16 protein-coding genes are annotated in these 19,386 nt (G+C 64.5%); 5 read left to right on the forward strand and 11 right to left on the reverse strand.

Annotation, left to right across the window (positions count from 1 at the left end; all coding sequences use genetic code 11):
• The first annotated feature begins 677 nt into the window (after positions 1-677).
• The 3 genes from LU688_RS09045 to LU688_RS09055 all read left to right on the forward strand — a co-directional run bounded on the left by LU688_RS09045 (position 678) and on the right by LU688_RS09055 (position 3,338).
• Positions 678-848, forward strand: coding sequence for a hypothetical protein (locus LU688_RS09045; RefSeq protein ID WP_158659542.1), 171 nt, complete (start codon positions 678-680; stop codon positions 846-848).
• Positions 849-1,052: 204 nt separating this feature from the next.
• Complete coding sequence (locus LU688_RS09050; protein WP_160291072.1) at positions 1,053-2,165, forward strand: SbmA/BacA-like family transporter; 1,113 nt, start codon at positions 1,053-1,055, stop codon at positions 2,163-2,165.
• A 27-nt stretch (positions 2,166-2,192) separates the two neighbouring features.
• The gene (locus tag LU688_RS09055) at positions 2,193-3,338 is read left to right on the forward strand and encodes a cupin-like domain-containing protein (protein ID WP_094010628.1); all 1,146 of its coding nucleotides are present in this window, start codon (positions 2,193-2,195) and stop codon (positions 3,336-3,338) included.
• 21 nt (positions 3,339-3,359) lie between these two features.
• On the opposite strand, the gene LU688_RS09060 is transcribed toward LU688_RS09055, so the two are convergent.
• On the reverse strand, positions 3,360-3,797 hold the full coding sequence (locus LU688_RS09060) for an Lrp/AsnC family transcriptional regulator (RefSeq protein WP_094010627.1): 438 nt from the start codon (positions 3,795-3,797) through the stop codon (positions 3,360-3,362).
• Positions 3,798-3,930: 133 nt separating this feature from the next.
• On the opposite strand from LU688_RS09060, the gene LU688_RS09065 reads away from it, so the two are divergent.
• A complete protein-coding gene (locus LU688_RS09065; protein WP_094010626.1) occupies positions 3,931-4,836 on the forward strand; it encodes a DMT family transporter in 906 nt (301 codons plus the stop codon).
• 9 nt (positions 4,837-4,845) lie between these two features.
• Here the strand turns inward: LU688_RS09065 and LU688_RS09070 are convergent, their stop codons facing one another.
• The 8 genes from LU688_RS09070 to LU688_RS09105 all read right to left on the reverse strand — a co-directional run bounded on the left by LU688_RS09070 (position 4,846) and on the right by LU688_RS09105 (position 13,233).
• Complete coding sequence (locus LU688_RS09070; RefSeq protein WP_094010625.1) at positions 4,846-5,706, reverse strand: glutathione S-transferase C-terminal domain-containing protein; 861 nt, start codon at positions 5,704-5,706, stop codon at positions 4,846-4,848.
• Position 5,707: 1 nt separating this feature from the next.
• Positions 5,708-6,355 carry an FMN-dependent NADH-azoreductase gene (locus LU688_RS09075; protein ID WP_051555769.1) on the reverse strand — a complete coding sequence of 216 codons (648 nt, stop codon included), beginning with the start codon at positions 6,353-6,355 and terminating at the stop codon, positions 5,708-5,710.
• Between the two features lie 221 nt (positions 6,356-6,576).
• Complete coding sequence (locus LU688_RS09080) at positions 6,577-7,014, reverse strand: PaaI family thioesterase (protein WP_104444230.1); 438 nt, start codon at positions 7,012-7,014, stop codon at positions 6,577-6,579.
• Between the two features lie 11 nt (positions 7,015-7,025).
• A complete protein-coding gene (locus tag LU688_RS09085; protein WP_232887986.1) occupies positions 7,026-8,102 on the reverse strand; it encodes an acyl-CoA dehydrogenase family protein in 1,077 nt (358 codons plus the stop codon).
• 10 nt (positions 8,103-8,112) lie between these two features.
• Positions 8,113-9,237, reverse strand: coding sequence for an FAD-dependent oxidoreductase (locus LU688_RS09090; protein WP_038705689.1), 1,125 nt, complete (start codon positions 9,235-9,237; stop codon positions 8,113-8,115).
• The gene (gene asnB / locus LU688_RS09095; protein ID WP_094010623.1) at positions 9,234-11,177 is read right to left on the reverse strand and encodes an asparagine synthase (glutamine-hydrolyzing); all 1,944 of its coding nucleotides are present in this window, start codon (positions 11,175-11,177) and stop codon (positions 9,234-9,236) included. The genes LU688_RS09090 and asnB overlap by 4 nt, the downstream gene beginning before the upstream one ends.
• A gap of 80 nt (positions 11,178-11,257) precedes the next feature.
• A complete protein-coding gene (locus LU688_RS09100) occupies positions 11,258-12,040 on the reverse strand; it encodes an enoyl-CoA hydratase-related protein (RefSeq protein WP_081941215.1) in 783 nt (260 codons plus the stop codon).
• Positions 12,041-12,045: 5 nt separating this feature from the next.
• Positions 12,046-13,233 (reverse strand): hydroxymethylglutaryl-CoA synthase, encoded by a 1,188-nt coding sequence (locus LU688_RS09105; protein ID WP_038705691.1) that lies wholly within the window; start codon positions 13,231-13,233, stop codon positions 12,046-12,048.
• 582 nt (positions 13,234-13,815) lie between these two features.
• Between LU688_RS09105 and LU688_RS09110 the strand changes: the two genes are divergently transcribed.
• Positions 13,816-14,712 (forward strand): LysR family transcriptional regulator, encoded by an 897-nt coding sequence (locus LU688_RS09110; protein WP_158659540.1) that lies wholly within the window; start codon positions 13,816-13,818, stop codon positions 14,710-14,712.
• 122 nt (positions 14,713-14,834) lie between these two features.
• Here LU688_RS09110 and LU688_RS09115 read toward each other — a convergent pair whose 3' ends face one another.
• Entirely contained in the window at positions 14,835-16,202 is a 1,368-nt protein-coding gene (locus tag LU688_RS09115; protein ID WP_160291073.1) for a TolC family outer membrane protein, read from the reverse strand.
• Positions 16,203-16,280: 78 nt separating this feature from the next.
• On the reverse strand, positions 16,281-19,358 hold the full coding sequence (locus LU688_RS09120) for a MexW/MexI family multidrug efflux RND transporter permease subunit (RefSeq protein WP_160291074.1): 3,078 nt from the start codon (positions 19,356-19,358) through the stop codon (positions 16,281-16,283).
• Positions 19,359-19,386 lie beyond the last annotated feature (28 nt).

Here is a 19,386-nt window from a genome sequence, read left to right on the forward strand (position 1 = left end):
TTGGTGGCGGAGTGATTGCGGGTAATGGGTCAAGACTTTGGGGTAGCGCGTCGACTGGCGCTTAAGCGTTTGTTGTGACAGAGGTGGCCTCGAAATGAGGTCGCCTCTTTCTTCATGATGACAAGTTAAATCAATACCCGCAGATCGGAGGTAAGGGTGATATATGTTTTGGACTTGGTGTTGGCCTTGCTGTTGGCGGTGCTTTTCAAAAAAATGGCCGGTCTCCTGAAAATCAAGCTTGGCTGGAATACTGAGGGCGTGCTGGGGCTGATATCAGTGCCGGTAATCTACCTGTTGATTTATTATTTTGTTCACCCGTCATTGTCTAAATTTTTTTAGAGGGTGATGCGGCTCACCTGTAAGGCTAAAGTGCCTTGCAGGTGTGCAAAAACAGGGTGACTGCGAAATGCTTTCAATGGCCCACCATCAGTGCAGGCAGTCCGGTCAATCTTGAACGGTTGCCCGCCCGCAGGGTCGGGAGAGACTGAAATAGCTGCGAAATGCTGGGTGTTTGAGCTTCCTTTCGATTTGGGGCGGCAAACGGCCCCGCGCCATCCCTACACCTGTAGGGTGTCGGGAGCGGTACGCTGGCGATAGACTTAGCATCAGTAGTGGCTTTAAGCCATTCTGCCGACGTAAATACGTGGCATCAGAAATAGGTGATCTGGAATGTGCCCATGAACTCTCTCGTCGTCATGGTCGTGACGATATCGATCGGAATAGCGGTGGGGACAGCGGCCGACTATTGGATGATTAATATTTACATGAAGTACACGTTGATGGCATTGGCGATAACGCTGACGCTTCGTGTGTTGGCCGGGGAAAAGGGTAAAGTTAAACGCGCCTGAGGGTTGTGGTGTATCGTGGAATACGTCGTCAAGGGGAAGTTGGCGGTTGCCGGTGTCATCGGTGTGATCGCAAAGCGTGGTGGATTTTGTTAGATGTACTTTTAGTGTGATGACCCTGTGCGCGACGGTCAGACAGTCCGTTCAGAGTTTTTATTGGGGGCAATACAGGCTCCGCTAATAATTAATTTATATTCCGTGATGTCAATGAACTCGAAATTTTCCAGTGGGGGTAATGGCGCCTCCGAAAAGTCGTCATTTTTTCGTAAAACTTTTTGTTTGGTGTCGTTGTACTGGAAGAGTGAAGAAAAGCTTTTCGCCTGGTGCTCACTGCTGGCATTGGGGGTGCTGTCCCTTCTGGCGGTGGCCACCGCACTGGCGATCAATGAATGGTACAAGCACTTCTATAATGCCATTCAAGAACTCGATGCCTACTCCTTCTATCGACTGGTGCTGGTGTTCATTGCCATTGTGCTGTTCTCGGTGTTTCGTTCGGTGCTGATTACCTATTGGGTCGACGTCTTCGCGCTGAGATGGCGTCGCTGGCTGACCAATCACTACTTGTCTGCCTGGGTCGTCGAATCGAATCGTCCCGATCAGATCGAGCGGCAGGTTGACAATCCCGATCAGCGCATTGCCGAAGACATCAATAAGTTCACGTTCGAGACCATCGACCTGGCCTGTGGCCTGTTCTACACCCTGGCCAGCGTGGTCTCGTTCAGCGTGGTGTTGATCGGTATTTCAGGCGGTGCGCAACTGTGGGGCTTGAATATCCCCGCCTACATGTTCTGGGCTGCCATTTTCTACGCGCTGCTGGGCACCTTCATCAGCCAGAAAATCGGCTTCAAACTGGTCTCCTTGAGCAATAATCAACAGCGTTCCGAGGCGGATCTGCGATATTTCCTCATCCGTTTCCGGGACCACTCCTGCGAGCAGGGGGATCAGTCAGGCCGCAATGGCGAAAAAGACCGCATCAGTGAAAAGCTCGATGTCAGCCTGGCCAACATGCGCCGCACTATCCGCGTGAAGATGCGTCTTTCGTTGTTCACCGAGAGTTACAGCCAGCTCTCGCTGGTGTTCAGTAGCCTGCTGGCGGTTCCGCGCTTCTTTTCCGGTGCCATCCAGTTTGGTGACGTCATGCAGATCAACTCGGCGTTCGGCAACCTTTGCGAGAATCTCAGCTGGTTCATCAATGCCTATCACCGTCTGGCCGACTGGAAAGCCACGACGGACAGGTTGATCTCGTTCGATGGCGCACTGGCCGAACGCTCCGAAATGGAGGGTGTGACGCGTGGGCACGGAACTGTCTTCGCAAAGTAGCCTGAAGCGACTTGATCGGAGGTCGACATGTTAGTGCAATCCGCGCTGTCGTCATTGTTTGCGCGAGCCAATGAAGTGGGGGTTGCCGGTACCTTCCAGTTCGTGTTTTCCGGGCAGCAACACTTCTGGGTGCGTGCGCCGGCTTGCACCCAGGTTCATGCGGGCATGCATTCACAGGCAGATGTGACCATCGCCATGGACACGTCAGTGTTTCTCGCAATCATGCAGGGGCAGTCCGATATCGAAGCGCTCTTTGCCCAAGGGCAGCTGAAAATCGACGGCCGCCTCGGGCTGGCGACATTGCTTCCGCGCCTGGTCAGTCGAGCATTGCATGGCGGCGATGGGGAACGGGTGGAAATGGACCGCCGCTACCCGGCTCGCCCTCGCTTCAGCGAGCAATTATCGGCTCGTCTGGACATGCGTGGCGGGATCGAGCGGCGTACCGCGCGACAGCTTTCGGTACACGAGTTCACAACCCGTTACCGGGCAGCCGGCAAACCCTTGGTGCTTAGCTCGGCACTCGACGATTGGCCATTGGCGAAGATGTCGATGGGGCAAGCCCTGGAGCATTTTGCCGACGTACAGGGCATCAGTCGGCACGGGCACTACGCCGACCATGCGTTCTCTTCCGAGCGTGAGTTCAAGGCCACCAGGGTGGTGGATTTCGTCGCCGGGATGGAAGAGGCGAGTGGGCCGACCGGTGACGAACCCGCTGTGTACATGGGAAACAATCAGGTACCGCAGCAATGGCTTCAACTGATCCGGTTTCCCGAGTTGTTCGAGCGGGCACAGTATATAGCGCCAAGGTTCTGGCTGGGCCCGAAGGGCACGCTGACGCCACTTCACCGAGATGACAGCGACAATCTGTTTGCCCAGGTGTGGGGTGAGAAATCGATGCTGCTGGCCGCACCGCATCATCGCGAGGCCTTGGGCAGTTGGGCGACTTCACCGGATGGCGGCCTGGAAGGATGTGATTTCAATCCGGACAAGCCGAACTGGGAGGATTTCCCGACAGCCCGGAATGTGGAATTCCTGCCCGTTCGACTGAGGCCTGGCGACCTGCTGTTCTTGCCTGAAGGCTGGTTTCATCAAGTCACTTCGTTGAGTACGTCGCTGTCGATCAACTTCTGGACACGTTCGGTGCGTGTTCCGGCTGAAACATGCGTCGGCTGACGTCTGCACTGCCGGACCTTCTCAGTCCATCGGCGGCAACCGCCGCTTCACCGGCGTCTTCTTGATGATCGCGGTATTGGTCTCGGCCAGCACATTCAGGCGGTCGAGCAGCGTGTCCAACTGTTCCATCGAGCGCACATGCAGGCGGGCGATGAAGCAGTCCTCGCCGGTCACCTTGTCGCACTCGGTGAACTCGGGGATGGCGACGATCTGCCGTTCCACCTCCTGCAACTGCCCCGGCAGCGGGCGGATGCGCACGATGGCCTGCAACTGATAGCCGAAACAGCGCGGGTCCACCTCTACCGTGTAGCCGCGCAGCACGCCGCGCTCCTCCAGGCGGCGCAGGCGCTCGCTGACGCTGGGCGCCGACAGGCCGCTGATCTGCGCCAGTGCCTTGAGCGAGCGGCGCGAGTCCTCCATCAGGGCGTTGATCAGCAACTGGTCAATGTCATCGGTCATGGCTACCTCGTTAGGTGATTTTCCAAATTTGCCTTGATAGTAAAGGTGCAGTTACTGATCTGCCTTGGTTATCCGCTGGAAGGTCAGCCTCAACCCTCCGCATACTGTGCCCATCGTCGACTGGAGGTGTGAGATGGACAATTCGTTGCGCCGTGGTTCGTTGGAAATGATCGCCGCCATGCTGATTTCCGGGACCATCGGCTGGTTCGTGCTGGTGTCCGGGCAGCCGGTGCTGGAGGTGGTGTTCTGGCGTTGCGTGTTCGGTGCAGGCACCTTGCTGCTTATCTGCGCGGCCATGGGCCTCCTCAAACCGGGCGTGCTGACCCGTGCGACTTTCCTGCTGGCGGTGGTCAGCGGGGTGGCGATCGTCGGTAACTGGGTACTGCTGTTCGCCTCTTATTCGCGGGCATCGATCGCCATCGGCACCGCGGTGTACAACGTCCAGCCGTTCATGCTGGTGGGGCTGGCGGCGCTGTTCCTGGGCGAGAAGATCACCTTGGCCAAACTCACCTGGCTGAGCGTGGCGTTCCTCGGCATGCTGGCCATCGTCAGCGCTCATGGCGCGGGGCAGGCCAGTGGTGGCGAGTACCTGCAGGGCATCGCCTTGGCGCTGGGTGCGGCGTTTCTGTATGCCGTGGCGGCGCTGATCATCAAGCGTCTGACCGGCACGCCGCCGCACCTGATCGCCCTGATCCAGGTGAGTACCGGCGTCTTGCTGCTGGCGCCCTGGGTGAAGCTGGGTGGGCTGCCGGGTGAACTGCCGGCGCTCGGCAGCCTGGTCACGCTGGGCATCGTGCACACGGGGTTGATGTATGTGTTGCTGTACAGCGCTATCCAGCGCCTGCCCACGGCGTTGACCGGAGCGTTGTCGTTCATCTACCCGATCGCCGCGATCCTGGTCGATTGGGTGGCCTTCGACCATCGCCTGGCGCCGTTGCAGTGGCTGGGGGTGGGGCTGATTCTGCTCGCTGCTGCCGGCATGCAGCAGGGGTGGTGGTTCCGGCCTGCCAGCGCGCGTGGCGTGGCCAGGCCGGAGTGAGGCGGTGGATCAGTTCAACCAGCTCAACGCCGGCCCCTGCGGCACGATCCGGGTCGGATTGATGTGGTTGTGCGAGTAGTAGTAATGCAGCTTGATATGCGCCATGTCGATGGTGCGGTAGATCGCCGGGATCTGCGTCAGGCGCACCAGGTACTGGTACAGCGCGGGGTACTCGGCCAGGGTCTTGTGGTTGGCCTTGAAGTGCACGTAGTACACCGCCTCGTAGCGGATCAGCGTGGGCAGCAGGAACAGGTCCGACAGGCTCAGCTTGCCGCCCACTAGGTACGGCTGCTTGCGCAGCCGGTGCTCGAGGGTGTCCATGGCCGCGAAGAACTGCTTGTAGGCCTCGTCGTAGTTCGCCTGGTCCGGGGCGAAGCCCATGTGGTAGACCATGCGGTTGATGTTGGTGTGCAGCCACTGGTTGAGCTCGACGATGTCGCAGCTGGAGCGGTCGGGCACCAGGTCGATCGGGGTCTTGGCCAGGGGCAGCAGGCGGGTGGCCATCTGCAGCGCCAGCTCGGCCGAATCGTTGTGCACGATGCGGTTCTGCTGGCGGTCCCAGAGCACCGGCACTGACTGGTTGCCGGCAAAGCCGGGGCGCGAACGCTCGTACAGGCTCGACAGCAGGGTGACGTCCTTGTGCAGCGGGTCCTGGTCGTGCTCGTCGAACTCCCAGCCCTGGTCGTGGCGGCGGGCCGCCACCGAGGTTACGTCCAGCGCGTCTTCCAGGCCCAGCAGGCTCTGCACCAGGTGCACCCGGTGCGAGAACGGGCAGGCGTGGGAGATGTACAGGTGGTAGCGGTTGGGCTCGGCCACCAGTTCGCTGAGGAACAGCTCCTGGACCGACGGGTTGTCTTGGCTGCGGGTCATCTTATCTCCCTACTGCGGTGGCCAGGCTTGGGCATGGGCGCTCGCCGAGGGCGGCGATGCTGTGCTGGATCTTCAGGTTGGCGGCGGCCAGGCCCGCGGCCAGGCTCTCTTCGCCCATGCCCAGGCCTTCGGCGTAGATGAACTCGACGCTGTTCAGGCCGACGAAGCCCAGGGTCTGCGACAGCCAGCCGGCCAGGGTGTCGGTGCCCTGGCTGTAGATGCCGCCGCTGGCGTTGAGCACGTGCACCGGCTTGTCGTCGAGCAGCCCGACCGGGGCGCCGTCGACATAGGTGAAGGTGACGCCGCCACGCACGATGTAGTCGACCCAGGTGTGCAGGATCGACGGTGCGCCGAAGTTGTAGCGCGGCAGGCCGATCACCACGCGGTCGGCTTCCTGGATTTCTTCGATCAGCTCGTTGGACAGCTTCAGCGCCGCGGCCGCCTCGATGCTGCTGGCGTCACCGCCGAACAGGGCGTCCATGGTCACCGCATTGAGGTGCGGGATGGGCTGGGCGTGCAGGTCGCGCACCGCCACCGAAGCTTCGGGGTTGACCTCTTTGAGCTGCTTGAGGAAGTTGTCCACCAGTTGGCCGGAGAAGCCGCCGTCGGACTTGATCGAGGAGCGGATGACCAGGACCTTGTGATTCATTGCGCGAATCCTTTCTGTGATGTGTGTGGCATGCAGTCTTGAGCAATCGGGCGGGAGTGAAAAGCGCAGATAATCAGGGTTTTACCCTTAAGGTTGTCATGTATCGGGAGGGGCTTTGCGTTGAAAAGAGCGCATGGAAACGAGCGCGGGGCAAGCCCGCTCTCACAGAGGGTGTGAGAGCGGGCTTGCCCCGCGAATGAAGGTGATGTGCGATTACGCCTTCACCACTCCCGCTTGAGCCTGAACTTGCTCAGCTGCGCGCTGGCGATGCGGGTCTGGCTGCCGTCGGCATTGATCCGCCAGGCCTCGGCCTGGGTGAACATCAGGTTGCGGCCGTCGCGGATCACCTTGGCGTGGAACAGCACCTCGGTGTCGCGCGGCGTGGCCGACAGCAGCAGGGTGTTGAAACTGTTGGTCAGGGCGTACTCGTCGGGCCCCAGCAAGGGCAGGGTGGCGAGCATGCTGGTGACGTCGAGCATCGAGTAGATCACCCCGCCGTGCAGGGTCTGGCTCAGGTTGTCGATGTCGGCGTTGACGGTCAGCCGGCAGGTGCACTGGCCGGGGGACTGTTCCAGCATCTCCAGCCCGCAGTAGCGCTGGTAGGCGTGTTCGAGCAGCGCGCGCGAGTGCGCGGCGGCGTGGTCGCTGATGGTGCTCATGGTGTGATCCTTCACAGGTGCCGGGCAATGATTTCCAGCATGATTTCGTGGGTGCCGCCGCCGATGGCCAGCAGGCGGGCGTCGCGGTGGATGCGTTCGACCAGCGAGGGCTCGACGCAGCCGTGGGCGCCATGCAGTTGCACGGCGTCGCGGGCCAGGGTTTCCAGGGTCTGCACGGCGCTGTTCTTGGCGATGGCGACCTGGTGCGCGTCCAGGGTGCCTTCGGCCTGGCGGGCCACGCAGGTGTCGACGAACTGGCGGCTGACCGTCAGCTGTGCGTAGTGCTCGGCCAGGCGCTGGCGGATCACCGACTTGCCGAACAGTGCCTTGCCGCCGACCTTGCGGCTCTTGCACCAGTCGATGGCGGCCTGCAGGGCCATGTCGGCGCTGGTGATGGCCATCACCGCCAGGTTCAGCCGCTCCTGCTGCAGGCTGGCCTGCAGCAGGCGGCCGACGCCGCCCTTGCCGGTCAGGCGCAGCGCTGGCACGTCGACAAGCTCCAGGTCGGCCAGCGGCAGGCAGCGCCAGCCCAAGGCCTGGCGCGGGGTGTGGCGGATGCCGGCGGCGGAGCCTTCGACCAGGAACAGCGCCAGGCCGTCCTCGCAGTGGCCGACCATCAGCAGCCAGTCGGCACGGGTGGCGTTGCAGATGAACGCCTTGTGCCCGTTCAGCCGGTAGCCATCGGCCTGGCGCGTGGCCCGGCACTCCAGGGCGCGCAGGTCGGAGCCGGCCTGGCGCTCGGTGATCGCCAGGGCGATGCTCTGGCGGCCGTCGAGCACCGCCGGCACCAGGTCGTGGACGATCGGGTGGCCGGTGGCCTGCACTGCCTTGAGGCTGACGAAGTGCGAGCCCAGGCCCATGGTGATGCCCTGGGCGCCGCTGCGGGTCAGCTCCTCGATCAGCACCGCCACGGCCCGCGGGTCGTCCGGCAACTGGCGGTGGTCATGGCCCAGGCCGAGCAGGCCGGCGGCGCCGGCCTCGCGGTTGAGCGTGGCGGGGTAGGCGCCGAGCTGCTCCCAGGCCGCCACGTTCGGCGTGATGCGCTCGCTGACGAAGGCCTGCAAGCGCTGGCGGTATGCGTCGGTCATGGCGGCCTCCTCAGAACACCGTGGTCAGGGCCAGGTCGTGGAAGCGTTCGACGATTGGCCGGATCCGCGACGAGGTCATGGCGCTGTCTTCCTCGAAGTAGTACAGGTCGGTCATGTCGCGCATCACTTCCAGCATCACCCGCGAACGCTCGGCGGCGCGGATCTCGTAGCGCTGCAGGGCGCTGTCGAGGCGCTCGTCGCAGCAGCCGACCAGGGCCTGGGCGAGCATGAAGGCGTTCTCCAGGCCCAGGGTCAGGCCGTAGCCGAGGGTCGGCAGCATGGCGTGGATGCTGTCGCCGAGCATCACCACGCGGCCGTTCTGCCAGCAGCCGGCGCCGGTCAGCGCCATCATCTTGTGGGTGAGGATCTGCTCGTGCTCGGTGGCTTCCATCATCCGCACCACATCCGGCGGCAGGTCGGCGAACAGCCGCACCAGGCCGTCGCGGTCGAGCAGCGGCTGGTTGCGGTGCTGGTAGGCGGCAAACCAGTAGCGGTACGGACGGTCGGCCGCCAGCGGGTAGGTGACCACCCGCGAGAACTCCGAGGCGAAGATCTGGCAACGGTCGGGCAGCAGCAGCGGCGAGTCGAACTCGACCATGCCGCGGCTGGCCACCAGGCCCGTGTCATAGGGCGTCAGCCCTGGCTCCAGGCACTGGCGCACGGTGGAGCCGACGCCGTCGCTGCCGATCACCAGGTCGAAGTCTTCCTGCTCGCCGTTGCTGAAGGTGACCCGCGCCTGTTCGCCGACCTTCTCCACCTTCTCGCAACCCATCTGGTAGCGGATCTGCCCCGGCGCCAGGCGTTCGCGCAGCAGGCCGAACAGCTCGGGGCGCGGGAACATCACCGCCGGCGCCGGGATCCCCAGGCCGTCCGGGCGTACCGGCTGGCTGTGGATCAGGCGACCGTCGCGGCCATGGGTGTCGAGGAACTCGATGGCCTTGCCGCGGCCGATGAAACCGGTGTCGTTGAACAGGAAGCGCAGCACCTGCACGCCCTGGGGCCAGACGTAGATGCCGGTGCCCGAGTCGCGCGGGCCATGGGCCCGCTCGTACACCGTGGCCTCGAGGCCGAAGCGCTTGAGAATCAGGGCGCAGGCCAAGCCATTGAGGCCGGCGCCGATGATCGCGATCTTCATGCGGCCACCTCGCTCAAGGTGTTCCAGCTCTGGCCGCTCATGCGGTAGCGGCGCTGCAGCAGGCACAGGCTGGTCAGCTCCATCAGCATCGGGTCGAGCAGGCCTTGTTCCTGGGCGCTGAGGGTCGGCAGTTGCTTGAGCAGGCTGCGTACCTTGGCCGCATCGAAGAACGGCAGCGCGTCCAGGTCACGGCTGTGCAGGGTGTCCTGCACCAGTTGCCACAGTCGGCCTTGCTGCTGCAGGGTGGCCGGCGGCGCGCGGAAGTAGTGCTTCTTGCGCTCGTACAGGGCCTTGGGCAGGTAAGGGCGCATGGCTTCGCGGAACACGTACTTCTCGGTGGCGCCGCGCACCTTCATCCACACCGGCAGTTGGCAGGCCAGTTCGACCACGTGGTGGTCGAGCAGCGGCACGCGGCCTTCGATGCTGTTGGCCATCTCCATGCGGTCGCCCAGGGTGGTGAGGACGAAGTTCGGCAGGTACGACTTGGCCCACAGGTACATGGAGTTGTGCACCGGGTCGCGGTCGGCGAGCTTGCCGTGGTCGAGGCGGTCGAAGAACTGGCGGTACGGGTCGACGCCGGTGAAGTGGTCGCGGAAGTCGCCGCGGTACAGGCTCTCCAGGGCCTTGAACCAGCCGGCCTGGTTGTCCAGCCACGACACGCCGTGCTTGAGCTGGTCGACCATCCAGTGGATGTCATGGGGCATGTGCGCGTTGGTGTAGCCCTGCTCGTTGGCCTGGATGCGCTGGCGCAGCAGGTCGATGACTTTCGGGTCTTGTTGTTCGTTGTTGTACAGCAGCATGTCGCGGCGGAAGTGCGGGTAGCCGGCGAACACTTCGTCGGCGCCTTCGCCGGTCAGCACCACCTTCAGACCGGCCTTGCGCACTTCCTTGCTGAGGATGTACTTGGCCACGCCGTGGGCGTTGAAGAACGGCGTCTCGTTGTGCCACACCGCCTGCTCGAAGTTGTCGGCCAGGTCGTCCTGGGTGATCTCGATGGTGTGGAAGCGCGCGCCGTTGTGCTCGGCGGCCATGCGCGCGAAACGGTTCTCGTCGTAGTCGTCCATATCGGTGAACGACAGGTTGAAGGCATCCAGCGGCTCGCCCTTGAGGGCGGTAGCCATGCCCAGCATCGCCGAGGAGTCGATGCCGCCGCTCAGGTACACGCCCATCGGCACGTCGGCGCGCAGGCGCAGGCGCACGGCTTCTTCGATGGCGGCGCGCACGGATTCGATCATGCCGGCCTCGTCGCTCGGCGCCGGGGTGTCGCGGCGGGCGAATTCCATGTCCCAGTAGCGGCCGCTGTGCAGGCCGCCGTGGTCGACCATCACCCAGCAGCCCGGCTGCACGCTGCGCACGCCTTCGAACAAGGTGTGGTCGCGCAGGTAGAAGGCGCGGCTGGCATAGGCGTTCTCGTCCCAGGTCGGGTTGACGCCGGCGGCCAGCAGGGCCTTGATCTCGGAGGCGAAGTACCAGTTGCCTTCGTGCTGGGTGTAGAACAGCGGCTTGATGCCCAGGCGGTCGCGCACCGCCAGCATCAGGCGGCGACGACGGTCGAACAGGACCATGGCGAACTCGCCGCGCAGCTCCTTGAGCCCGGCCATGCCGGAGCGGCGGTACAGGTGCAGGGCGATCTCGCTGTCCGAGGCGGTCTTGAAGATCGCGCCTTCGGCCTGCAGCTCGGCGCGGATGCGCTCGTGGTCGTAGAACTCGCCGTTGACGATCACCGCCAGGTCGCCTTCGTCGGCGACGATCGGCTGCATGCCGTTGTCCAGGCCGATGATGCTCAGGCGGGTATGGCCGAGCACGGCGCGCTCGCCCGGGTCACGCCACAGGCTGTGCTCGTCCGGGCCGCGGTGGTTGATGGCGGCCAGGGCGTCGAGGATCGACTGGTCGCTGATGCTGTTGCGTTTGGACTGGTAGACACCGATGAAACCACACATGGCAAAATCCTTTTCTCATAGGTCGGGCGTCGTCGGCGACGCCGGAACGGCGCGGGCTTCGTGGTCCGCGCACCCAGGGTTCATTGCGCCCAGTCGGGGCGGCTGCGTTCGAAAAAGGCGGCAAGACCGTGCTGGCCCTCGCTGGAGGTGCGCAGGCGGGCGATCAGCTGCAGGTTGCAACCCTGCTCGTCGAGCAGGTGGTCGCGGCCTGCCAGGCGCGCCAGCATCTGCTTGATCTCGCGACTGGCCTGGGGGCCGGTCTGCAGCAGGGTGGCCAGCCAGCGGTCGCGGGCCTGCTCCAGCTCGGCGGCGGGCACCAGGCGGTGGACCAGCTGCAGGCGCAGCGCGTCCTCGGCGCCGAACACCTCGGCCGAGAGCATGTAGCGCCGTGCCTGGCGCACGCCCATGGCGCGCACCACGTAGGGGCTGATCAAGGCCGGGGCCAGGCCCAGGCGCGCCTCGCTGAAGCAGAAGCGCGCATCCTCGGCGGCCAGCACGTGGTCGGCGCAGCACAAGAGGCCCAAGGCCCCGCCGAACACCGCGCCGCGGGCCAGCATCAGCACCGGCACCGGGAAGTCGTCCAGGCGCTGCAGGACGTTGGCCAGCAGGCTGGCGTCCTCCAGGTTGCGCGCATGGTCGAACTCGCGGCTGCGGCGCATCCACTCCAGGTCCGCCCCGGTGCACAGGTGCTCGCCGGCACCGTCGAGCACCAGGGCGCGCAGCCCGGGGTGCTCGGCGAGGGCCTGCAACTGCTCGTGCAAGGCCCCGAGCAGGGCCTCGTCGAGGGCGTTGCCGGCATGCGGACGGTTCAGGGTCAGGCAGGCGACCGCAGGTTGCGGCCAGCTCAGCAGCACGTCGCTCATGGTCGTCAGCTCGCCATCTTCAGGGACAGGGCGGTGCTCTCGTACTGACGGCGATAGCCCTCGCAACCGCCGTAGCGGAAGGCGCCGCCGGTGACGTACGGCGTGCTGTAGTCGGCCACGGCCGGGTGGTTGTCGCCGTAGAACCAGGTGCTGTACTGCTCATGGCCCAGGCGGGTGCGGCTGGCCAGCATGCGCGCATGCGCCTTGCGCCGCGAATGGGCCTGGTAGCCCGGCACCACGGTGGCGCTGAAGAACTCGCCGACGCTGCCCGAACCGTAGCTGAACAGGCCGATGTTGCGCCCGGTCAGGTCCTCGTCGCTGTTGTCCAGCAGCGACAGCAGGGCGATGTACAGCGAGGCGGTGTAGCAGTTGCCGATGGCCTTGCCGTACAGCTGGCTGGTGGAGTAGGCCTTCTCGCCCAGGGCCTTGGCTGCTTCGGGTTCGATAGCCTCGAACACCGAGAAGGCTTTCTTCGCCATCTTGGTGAACGGCTGGTGGAAGCACAGGAAGCTCATGTCTTCCAGGCCCAGGCCGCCGTCGGCGCGGTAGCTCTGCCAGGCGTTGCGCAGCGACTCCAGGTAGACCTCGATCGACAGCTTGCCGTCGACCAGCGCGGTGCTGCGCAGGTTCGGCCGCCAGAAGTCCGAGACGTCCAGGCTGTAGCGGCCCTGGTGCGGGTGCAGCTCCAGCAGGCGCGGGTTCTCGGCCACGATCATGGCCACGGCGCCGGCGCCCTGGGTGCATTCGCCCTCGGAGTTCTGCTCGTAGCGGGCGATGTCGGTGGCGATCACCAGCACCTTTTCGTGCGGACGCTGGGCGACCAGCGCACGGGCCATCTGCAAGCCGGCGGTGGCGCCGTAGCAGGCCTGTTTGAACTCCACCACGCGGCAGTCGGCGCGCAGGCCGAGCAGGCTGTGGACGAACAGGCCGGCGGCCTTGGACTGGTCGATGCCGCTCTCGGTGGCGAGGATCACCGTGGCGATCGAGGCGCGGCTGGCGTCATCGAGCAGCGGCAGGGCGGCGTTGGCCGCCAGGGTCACGATGTCTTCGTCCGGGGCCGGTACGGCCATGAACTCCTGGCCGATGCCGACCAGGTATTTCTGCGGGTCGATACCGTGCCGTTCGGCAAGTTCTTCCAGTGCGAAAAAGTGTTGCGGTACAGACAGCCCAATATCATCAATGCCGATTTTCATGTGTATGCCCAATTATTTTTCACTGTTGAAAAAATCCCAAAATACACAACCGGTCTTGTTGTTCCGGTGCCAGTCCCTGCTGGCCATTTAATTATTGCGGCTGAAGCTTTTGCCAAAAAAAGCGAATAATTCCGATGGGATTGATGACGCCTGTTCATGGTTTTCTTGGCTATTAAGTTATGCATTTTTTTAGCGCGCGCAGGCGCAGGCCCCGTGCTGTCACGCGGCTTTCATAAAAGGCTTGGGAAGGGATTGTCGAACAATATGGCAATTAAAATTTTCAATTATCTTAATATGAAAATTTTATGGCGTTATGGCCTTTTATTTTGCCGTGTTGTTCCGGCTATTGTTTTATGCCGTATCGCTTGTGCATATCTGCATGGGGGACGCTCCTTGTCCATTATTCATCCATTAGTGCCAGGCACTGTGCGGGACGTTGTTGTCGCACGAAGCGGCCTGGGCGAATAGTGACAAAAAGTGCGTGCATCACGGCACGGTCTTCATGTGTTGGCGGCAGCTGTGGTACAACGCCGCAGGACAACGGATTCGTCGCCCGGTTTTCGGGCACACAAGGAGGTGATGGTGTTTTCCAAGATCAGTCTCGATCAGTGGCGCGCGTTCGTCTGCACGGTCGAGTGCGGCGGTTTCCAGCAGGCCGGCGAGCACATGTACAAGTCTCAGTCGGCGATCAGCCATTCGGTCAACCGCATGGAAATGCTCCTGGGCCAGGAGCTGTTCATCATCGAAGGGCGCAAGGCCGTGCTCACCTCGCTGGGCAAGGCGCTGCTGCCCCAGGCCAAGCACCTGCTGGGCGCGGCGCAGAAGCTCGAGCACCTGGCCAACCAGTACCAGCCGGGGTTGTTCACCGAACAGGCGCTGGCGGTGGATGTGCTGTTCCCCATCGAATTGCTGCAGCAGGCATTGCAGGAGTTTGCCCTGGAGTACAAGGATCACCGTATCCGCCTGTACGAGACGGCGTTGTCCGGGGCCCGCGAGCTGCTCGAAGACGGCAAGGTCGAGCTGGGCATCGCCAGCAGCCTGCCCTCGGGGTATCTGCAGGAGTTCTTGCTGAATGTCTCGTTGATCTGCGTGGTGGGAGCCAGCCACCCGCTGAGCGCGGCGCAGGGGGAGTTGAGCCTGGACGACATGAAGAACCACCGGCAGGTGGTGATCCGCGATTCCGGCACGCGCAATTCGCAGAACAGCGGCTGGCTGGGGACCTCGCAGCGCTGGACGGTGAGCAGCCTGGCGGCGGCCGAGAGCTTCGTCGAGCGGGGGATGGGCTTTGCCTGGCTGCCGGAGCACCGGGTGCAGCAGGGGTTGGCGCAAGGGCGGTTGGTGCGGGTCAACCTGCAGCATCAGCGGGAGCGGGAGGTGCCGATGTACATGGGGTATCCCGAGGAGTACCGGCACAGTCCCGAGGTGCGCTTGCTGGCGCAGATACTGCGGGAGCGGTGCCGGGAGTATCGGCCGGGGTGATGGCTTGCGCGCACGCTATTCGAGGTGTTCGCCGGTAGTGGTGCAGCGCCCTTGAGACCGAGCGCCGCCTGCGCGGCGCTCGATCTCAAGGGCGCAACAACACTCCCGTCATACTCAAAAACTCACCCGCGCAAATCACTCGGCAGGAAATCCCGCTCCGGCTCGTAATCCAGCTTCAGATACCCCGCCAATTCGCGCAGGTCCTCCGGGCTCAGGCTGCCAGCCTGCTGCTTGAGCCGCAGGCTGTCGACGATGTACGCATAGCGCGAGACGTTGTAGTCGCGCACCGCGTTGTACAGGTCGCGCTGGGCATCGAGGATATCGACGATGTTGCGGCTGCCCACCTCATACCCCGCCTCGGTGGCCCGCAACGAGCCCTGGCTGGAGATGATGCTCTGGCGCCGCGCGCGCACCTGCTCGACATCGCTGACCACCGCGCGGAAGGCGTTGCGCGACCCTTCCAGCACCTCGCGTTCGAGGCTGGTGCGGCCGTGCTCGGTGCGCGCCAGCTCATGGGTGGCCTGGCGCACCCGCGCGCTGGTGCCGCCGCCGCTGAACAGCGGCAGCTTCATCTGCACCATCACCGAGCTGTCGCGCTGGTTGCCGGAGCGCTGGCCGAAGTGCGCGCTGGAATCCATCAGGTCGCTGTCGCCCTCGGCGTAGCCCACGGCCAGGTTGAACGTCGGCAGGTGATCGGCCTTGCTGCTGCGCAGGGTCTGGCCGGCCTGGCTGACGGCGGCCTGACTGGCGCGCAGGCGCAGGTTCTGCGCCATGGCCTGTTCGACCCAGGCCTCGGCGCGCGCGGGCACCGGCGCTTGCACCGGCAGGCTGTGGCGGATCCCGGCCAATGCCGGTTGCGCCTGCCCGGTCAGGCGCATCAGCGCCTGGTAGGCGTCTTCGCTGCGGCGCTGGCTGTCGATCAGGTTGGCGCTGGCGCGGTCGAAGCTGGCCTGGGCCGAGAGCATGTCGTTCTGGTCGGACAGGCCGGCGTCGTAGCTCAGCCGGGTCTGCTGCAACTGGCGGTCGAAGGCGCGCAGCTCGGCCTTGGCGGTGGCCAGGTTGTCCTCGGCCAGCAGGGTGTCGAAGTAGCTGCTGGCGGTGTCGAGGATCAACTGCTGCTGGAATGCCGAGAAGTCCAGTTCGGCCTGTTCGTTCTCGGACTGCGCGGCCTTGTAGTCGAACCAGCGGCTGAGGTCGAACAACGGCTGGTCGAGGCTCAGGCGGTACAGGCTGCCGCTGCGCTGCTCGACCTGGCGGCGGTCGCTGCGCACGTCGCCGGCCTCGGCATCCAGGGCCACCTGCGGCAGCAGGCGGGCGCGGGCCAGGGGCACGGCCTCGCGGCGGGCCAGGTAGTTCTCGCGGGCGGCGGCCATGTCGCTGTTGTGCTCGACCACCTGGGCGTACACCGACATCAGCGTCGCACGCTCGGCGGCAACGGCCTGGGCCAGGGGCGCCAGCAGCAGCAGGGGCAGAAGGGTCTTACGTAGCATGTCGTTTCTCTTTATTCGGGCCGGCCGCTCCCAGGGGCAGCCGGTCATGGCTGCCACAGGGGAGGGCGGGCTAAGGGGTCAGGCTGGCTGGGTGTAGGCGGCCAGTTCCTGCAGGCGTTGGTCCTCACTGGCTCGGTGGTCCTTGGCCAGCAGCGAGTACACGGTGGGCAGGATGAACAGGGTGAACAGGGTGCCGACCAGCATGCCGATGACGATCACCAGGCCCAGGCTGAAGCGGCTGTGGGCGCCGGCGCCGCTGGCCAGCAGCAATGGCACCAGGCCCACCACCATGGCCGCGGTGGTCATCAGGATCGGCCGCAGGCGGATCTGCGCGGCGCGCTCGATGGCCGTGCGGCGGTCGAGCTGGTCGGCCTGCTGCAGCTCGTTGGCGAACTCGACCATGAGGATGCCGTGCTTGCTGATCAGGCCGACCAGGGTCACCAGGCCGATCTGCGTGTAGATGTTCACCGTGGCGTAGCCCAGGTACAGCGGGATCAGCGCGCCGCACACCGACATCGGCACGCTGACCAGGATCACCAGCGGGTCGCGCAGGCTTTCGAACTGCGCGGCCAGCACCAGGTAGATGACCAGGATGGCGAAGATGAACGTCACGACCAGGGCACTTCCTTCCTGGACGAACTGGCGGGCATCGGACAGCCAGTCATGGCTGAAGCCGGTGGGCAGGGCATTGGCCTGGGCGGCAAGGAACTGCACCGCGTCGCCAATGCTCACGCCCGGCGCCGGCACCGCCTGCAGGGTGGCCGAGTTGAGCTGGTTGAACTGGGTCAGCTTGTTGGGCTCGATCGACATGTCGAAGCTGACCAGGGTCGACAGCGGCACCTGGGCGCCGTTGGCGGCCTTGACGTACTGGCCGACCAGCATTTCCGCCGACAGGCGCTGGGCCCGTGCCACCTGCGGGATCACGTCGTAGGAGCGGCCGTCGAGGGCGAAGCGGTTGACGTAGTTCTCGCCCACCAGCACCGCCAGGGCGTCGCCGATGGCCTGCATGCTGATGCCCAGGTCGTTGGCCTTGCTACGGTCGATGTTGATGTTGACCAGCGGGCTGTTGAAGTCCAGGTCGGAGTCGACCACGGCGAACAGGCCGCTGGCCATGGCCGCCTGCTTGATCTTGTCCATGGCGTCGAACACCACGCGGTGATCCTGGGAGCTCTGGATCACCATCTGCACCGGCAGGCCGCCGGTGGAGCCGGGCAGCGGCGGCAGCTGGAAGGCGAAGATGGCCACGCCCTCGATCTCGCCCACGGCTTTCTGGATCTCGGCTTGCAGCTGGTCGGCGCTGCGCTGGCGCTTTTCCCAGGTGCTCAGGTTGGCGCCGCCGAACGCGGTGCGCGGGCCGTCGTTGCCGTTGACCACCCAGGTGATGTCGGTTTCCGGGAAGGTGGCGAACAGGCGGTCCATGCGGTGCGCGTACATCTGGGTGTAATCGATGTTGGCGTACTGCGGGGCCTTGGCCACCGCCAGCACCTGGGCCTGGTCCTCGACCGGCGCCAGTTCGCGCTGGGCGCCGAGGTAGAGGATCGGCAGGCTGACGAACACCGCCACGGCGATGGCCAGGGTGACCCAGCGGTGGTGCAGGGACACGTCAAGCAAACGGCCATAGCCGTTGCCCAGCCAGTGGAAGAAACGCTCGGCGCCACGCGCCATCGGGCCTTCGCTGGCCTGGCGGTTGAGCAGGAAGGCGCTCATCACCGGCGACAGGGTGAGCGCCACCACGCCGGACACCACCACGGCACCGGCGAGGGTGAAGGCGAACTCCTTGAACAGCGCGCCGGTCAGCCCGCCCATCAGGCCGATGGGGGCGTACACCGCGGCCAGGGTCAGGGTCATGGCGATCACGGGGCCGGCGATCTCGCGGGCGCCGACCAAGGCCGCCTGCAAAGGCGACTTGCCTTCCTCGATATGCCGGTGGACGTTCTCCACCACGACGATGGCGTCGTCCACCACCAGGCCGATGGCCAGGACCATCGACAGCAGGGTCAGCAGGTTGATGCTGAACCCGAACAGGCTCATGATCGCCGCCGCGCCGATCAGCGACAGCGGGATGGTCACCAGCGGGATCAGCACGCTGCGCAGCGAGCCGAGGAACAGGAAGATCACCACGGCGACGATCACCACCGCCTCGACCAGGGTCTTGACCACTTCATCGATGGACGCCTGGATGAAGCGCGCCACTTCGAACACGATATTGGCGGTCATGCCCGGCGGCATGGTCTCGCGGATCTGCGGCATCATTTCCTGCACTGAACCGACGATGGTCAGCGGGTTGCCGGCGGGGGTGGCGTGCAGGCCGATGAACACCGCCGGCTCGCCGTCCATGATGCCGCTGGTGTCATAGGAGGTGGCGCCGAGCTCGGCGGTGCCGATGTCGCTCAGGCGGATCAGCGTGTCGCCGTCGCGACGCACCACCATCTGGCGGAACTGGTCGACGCTGGTCAGGTCGGTGTTGATGTTGATGTTGGCCGAGACGTACTGGCCCTTGGTCTGCCCGGGGGCGGCCTGGAAGTTGTTCTGGCGGATGGCCTCGGCCACGTCGCTGGCCGACAGGTTGCGCGCGGCCATGCGCGCCGGGTCCAGCCACAGGCGCATGGCCAGTTTCTGGCCGCCGAGGATCTGCGCCTCGGCCACGCCGTCGATGGCCGCCAGGCGCGGCTGAACCACGCGGGAGATATAGTCGGTGATCGCCGGCAGGCCGATGTCCTTGCTCGAGAAGCCGACGTAGATCACCGCCGTGCCTTCGCCGGAAGACTTGGCCACCACCGAGTCGTAGGCGCCTTCGGGCAGGCGGTACTTGACCTGGTTGACGGCGGCCATGATTTCGGTGAGGGCCTTGTTGGAGTCGGCGTTGAGCTTCAGGCGCACGGTGATGACGCTCTTGCCCTGGGTCGAGGTCGAGCTCAGGTAGTCGACGCCGTCGACCGAGGCCACGGCCTGCGAAATGGGCTGGGTGACGAAGCCCTGCATCAGCTGCGAGCGGGCGCCGGGGTACTCGGTGGTGATGGTGATGGTCGCGCTTTCCAGCTGCGGGTACTGGCGGATCGGCAGGTTCAGCAGCGCCAACAGGCCAAGCATGACGATCATCGCGCAGACCACCAGGGTCAGTACCGGGCGGCGGATGAACAGGTCGGTGAATTTCATGGTGCTACAGGTCCTTTTCAGTGGCACG

It is taken from the genome of Pseudomonas soli (genome assembly GCF_021283165.2).
Lineage (GTDB): Bacteria > Pseudomonadota > Gammaproteobacteria > Pseudomonadales > Pseudomonadaceae > Aquipseudomonas > Aquipseudomonas soli.

Bases quoted from the DNA above. Each gene is read 5' to 3' on its own strand.
- LU688_RS09090 (WP_038705689.1), bottom strand. From the start codon at position 9,237: ATGAAGATCGCGATCATCGGCGCCGGCCTCAATGGCTTGGCCTGCGCC.
- asnB (WP_094010623.1), bottom strand. From the start codon at position 11,177: ATGTGTGGTTTCATCGGTGTCTACCAGTCCAAACGCAACAGCATCAGC.
- LU688_RS09060 (WP_094010627.1), bottom strand. From the start codon at position 3,797: ATGACCGATGACATTGACCAGTTGCTGATCAACGCCCTGATGGAGGAC.
- LU688_RS09070 (WP_094010625.1), bottom strand. From the start codon at position 5,706: ATGACCCGCAGCCAAGACAACCCGTCGGTCCAGGAGCTGTTCCTCAGC.
- LU688_RS09120 (WP_160291074.1), bottom strand. From the start codon at position 19,358: ATGAAATTCACCGACCTGTTCATCCGCCGCCCGGTACTGACCCTGGTG.
- LU688_RS09045 (WP_158659542.1), top strand. From the start codon at position 678: ATGAACTCTCTCGTCGTCATGGTCGTGACGATATCGATCGGAATAGCG.
- LU688_RS09080 (WP_104444230.1), bottom strand. From the start codon at position 7,014: ATGAGCACCATCAGCGACCACGCCGCCGCGCACTCGCGCGCGCTGCTC.
- LU688_RS09055 (WP_094010628.1), top strand. From the start codon at position 2,193: ATGTTAGTGCAATCCGCGCTGTCGTCATTGTTTGCGCGAGCCAATGAA.
- LU688_RS09100 (WP_081941215.1), bottom strand. From the start codon at position 12,040: ATGAGCGACGTGCTGCTGAGCTGGCCGCAACCTGCGGTCGCCTGCCTG.
- LU688_RS09075 (WP_051555769.1), bottom strand. From the start codon at position 6,355: ATGAATCACAAGGTCCTGGTCATCCGCTCCTCGATCAAGTCCGACGGC.
- LU688_RS09050 (WP_160291072.1), top strand. From the start codon at position 1,053: ATGAACTCGAAATTTTCCAGTGGGGGTAATGGCGCCTCCGAAAAGTCG.
- LU688_RS09065 (WP_094010626.1), top strand. From the start codon at position 3,931: ATGGACAATTCGTTGCGCCGTGGTTCGTTGGAAATGATCGCCGCCATG.
- LU688_RS09115 (WP_160291073.1), bottom strand. From the start codon at position 16,202: ATGCTACGTAAGACCCTTCTGCCCCTGCTGCTGCTGGCGCCCCTGGCC.
- LU688_RS09085 (WP_232887986.1), bottom strand. From the start codon at position 8,102: ATGACCGACGCATACCGCCAGCGCTTGCAGGCCTTCGTCAGCGAGCGC.
- LU688_RS09105 (WP_038705691.1), bottom strand. From the start codon at position 13,233: ATGAAAATCGGCATTGATGATATTGGGCTGTCTGTACCGCAACACTTT.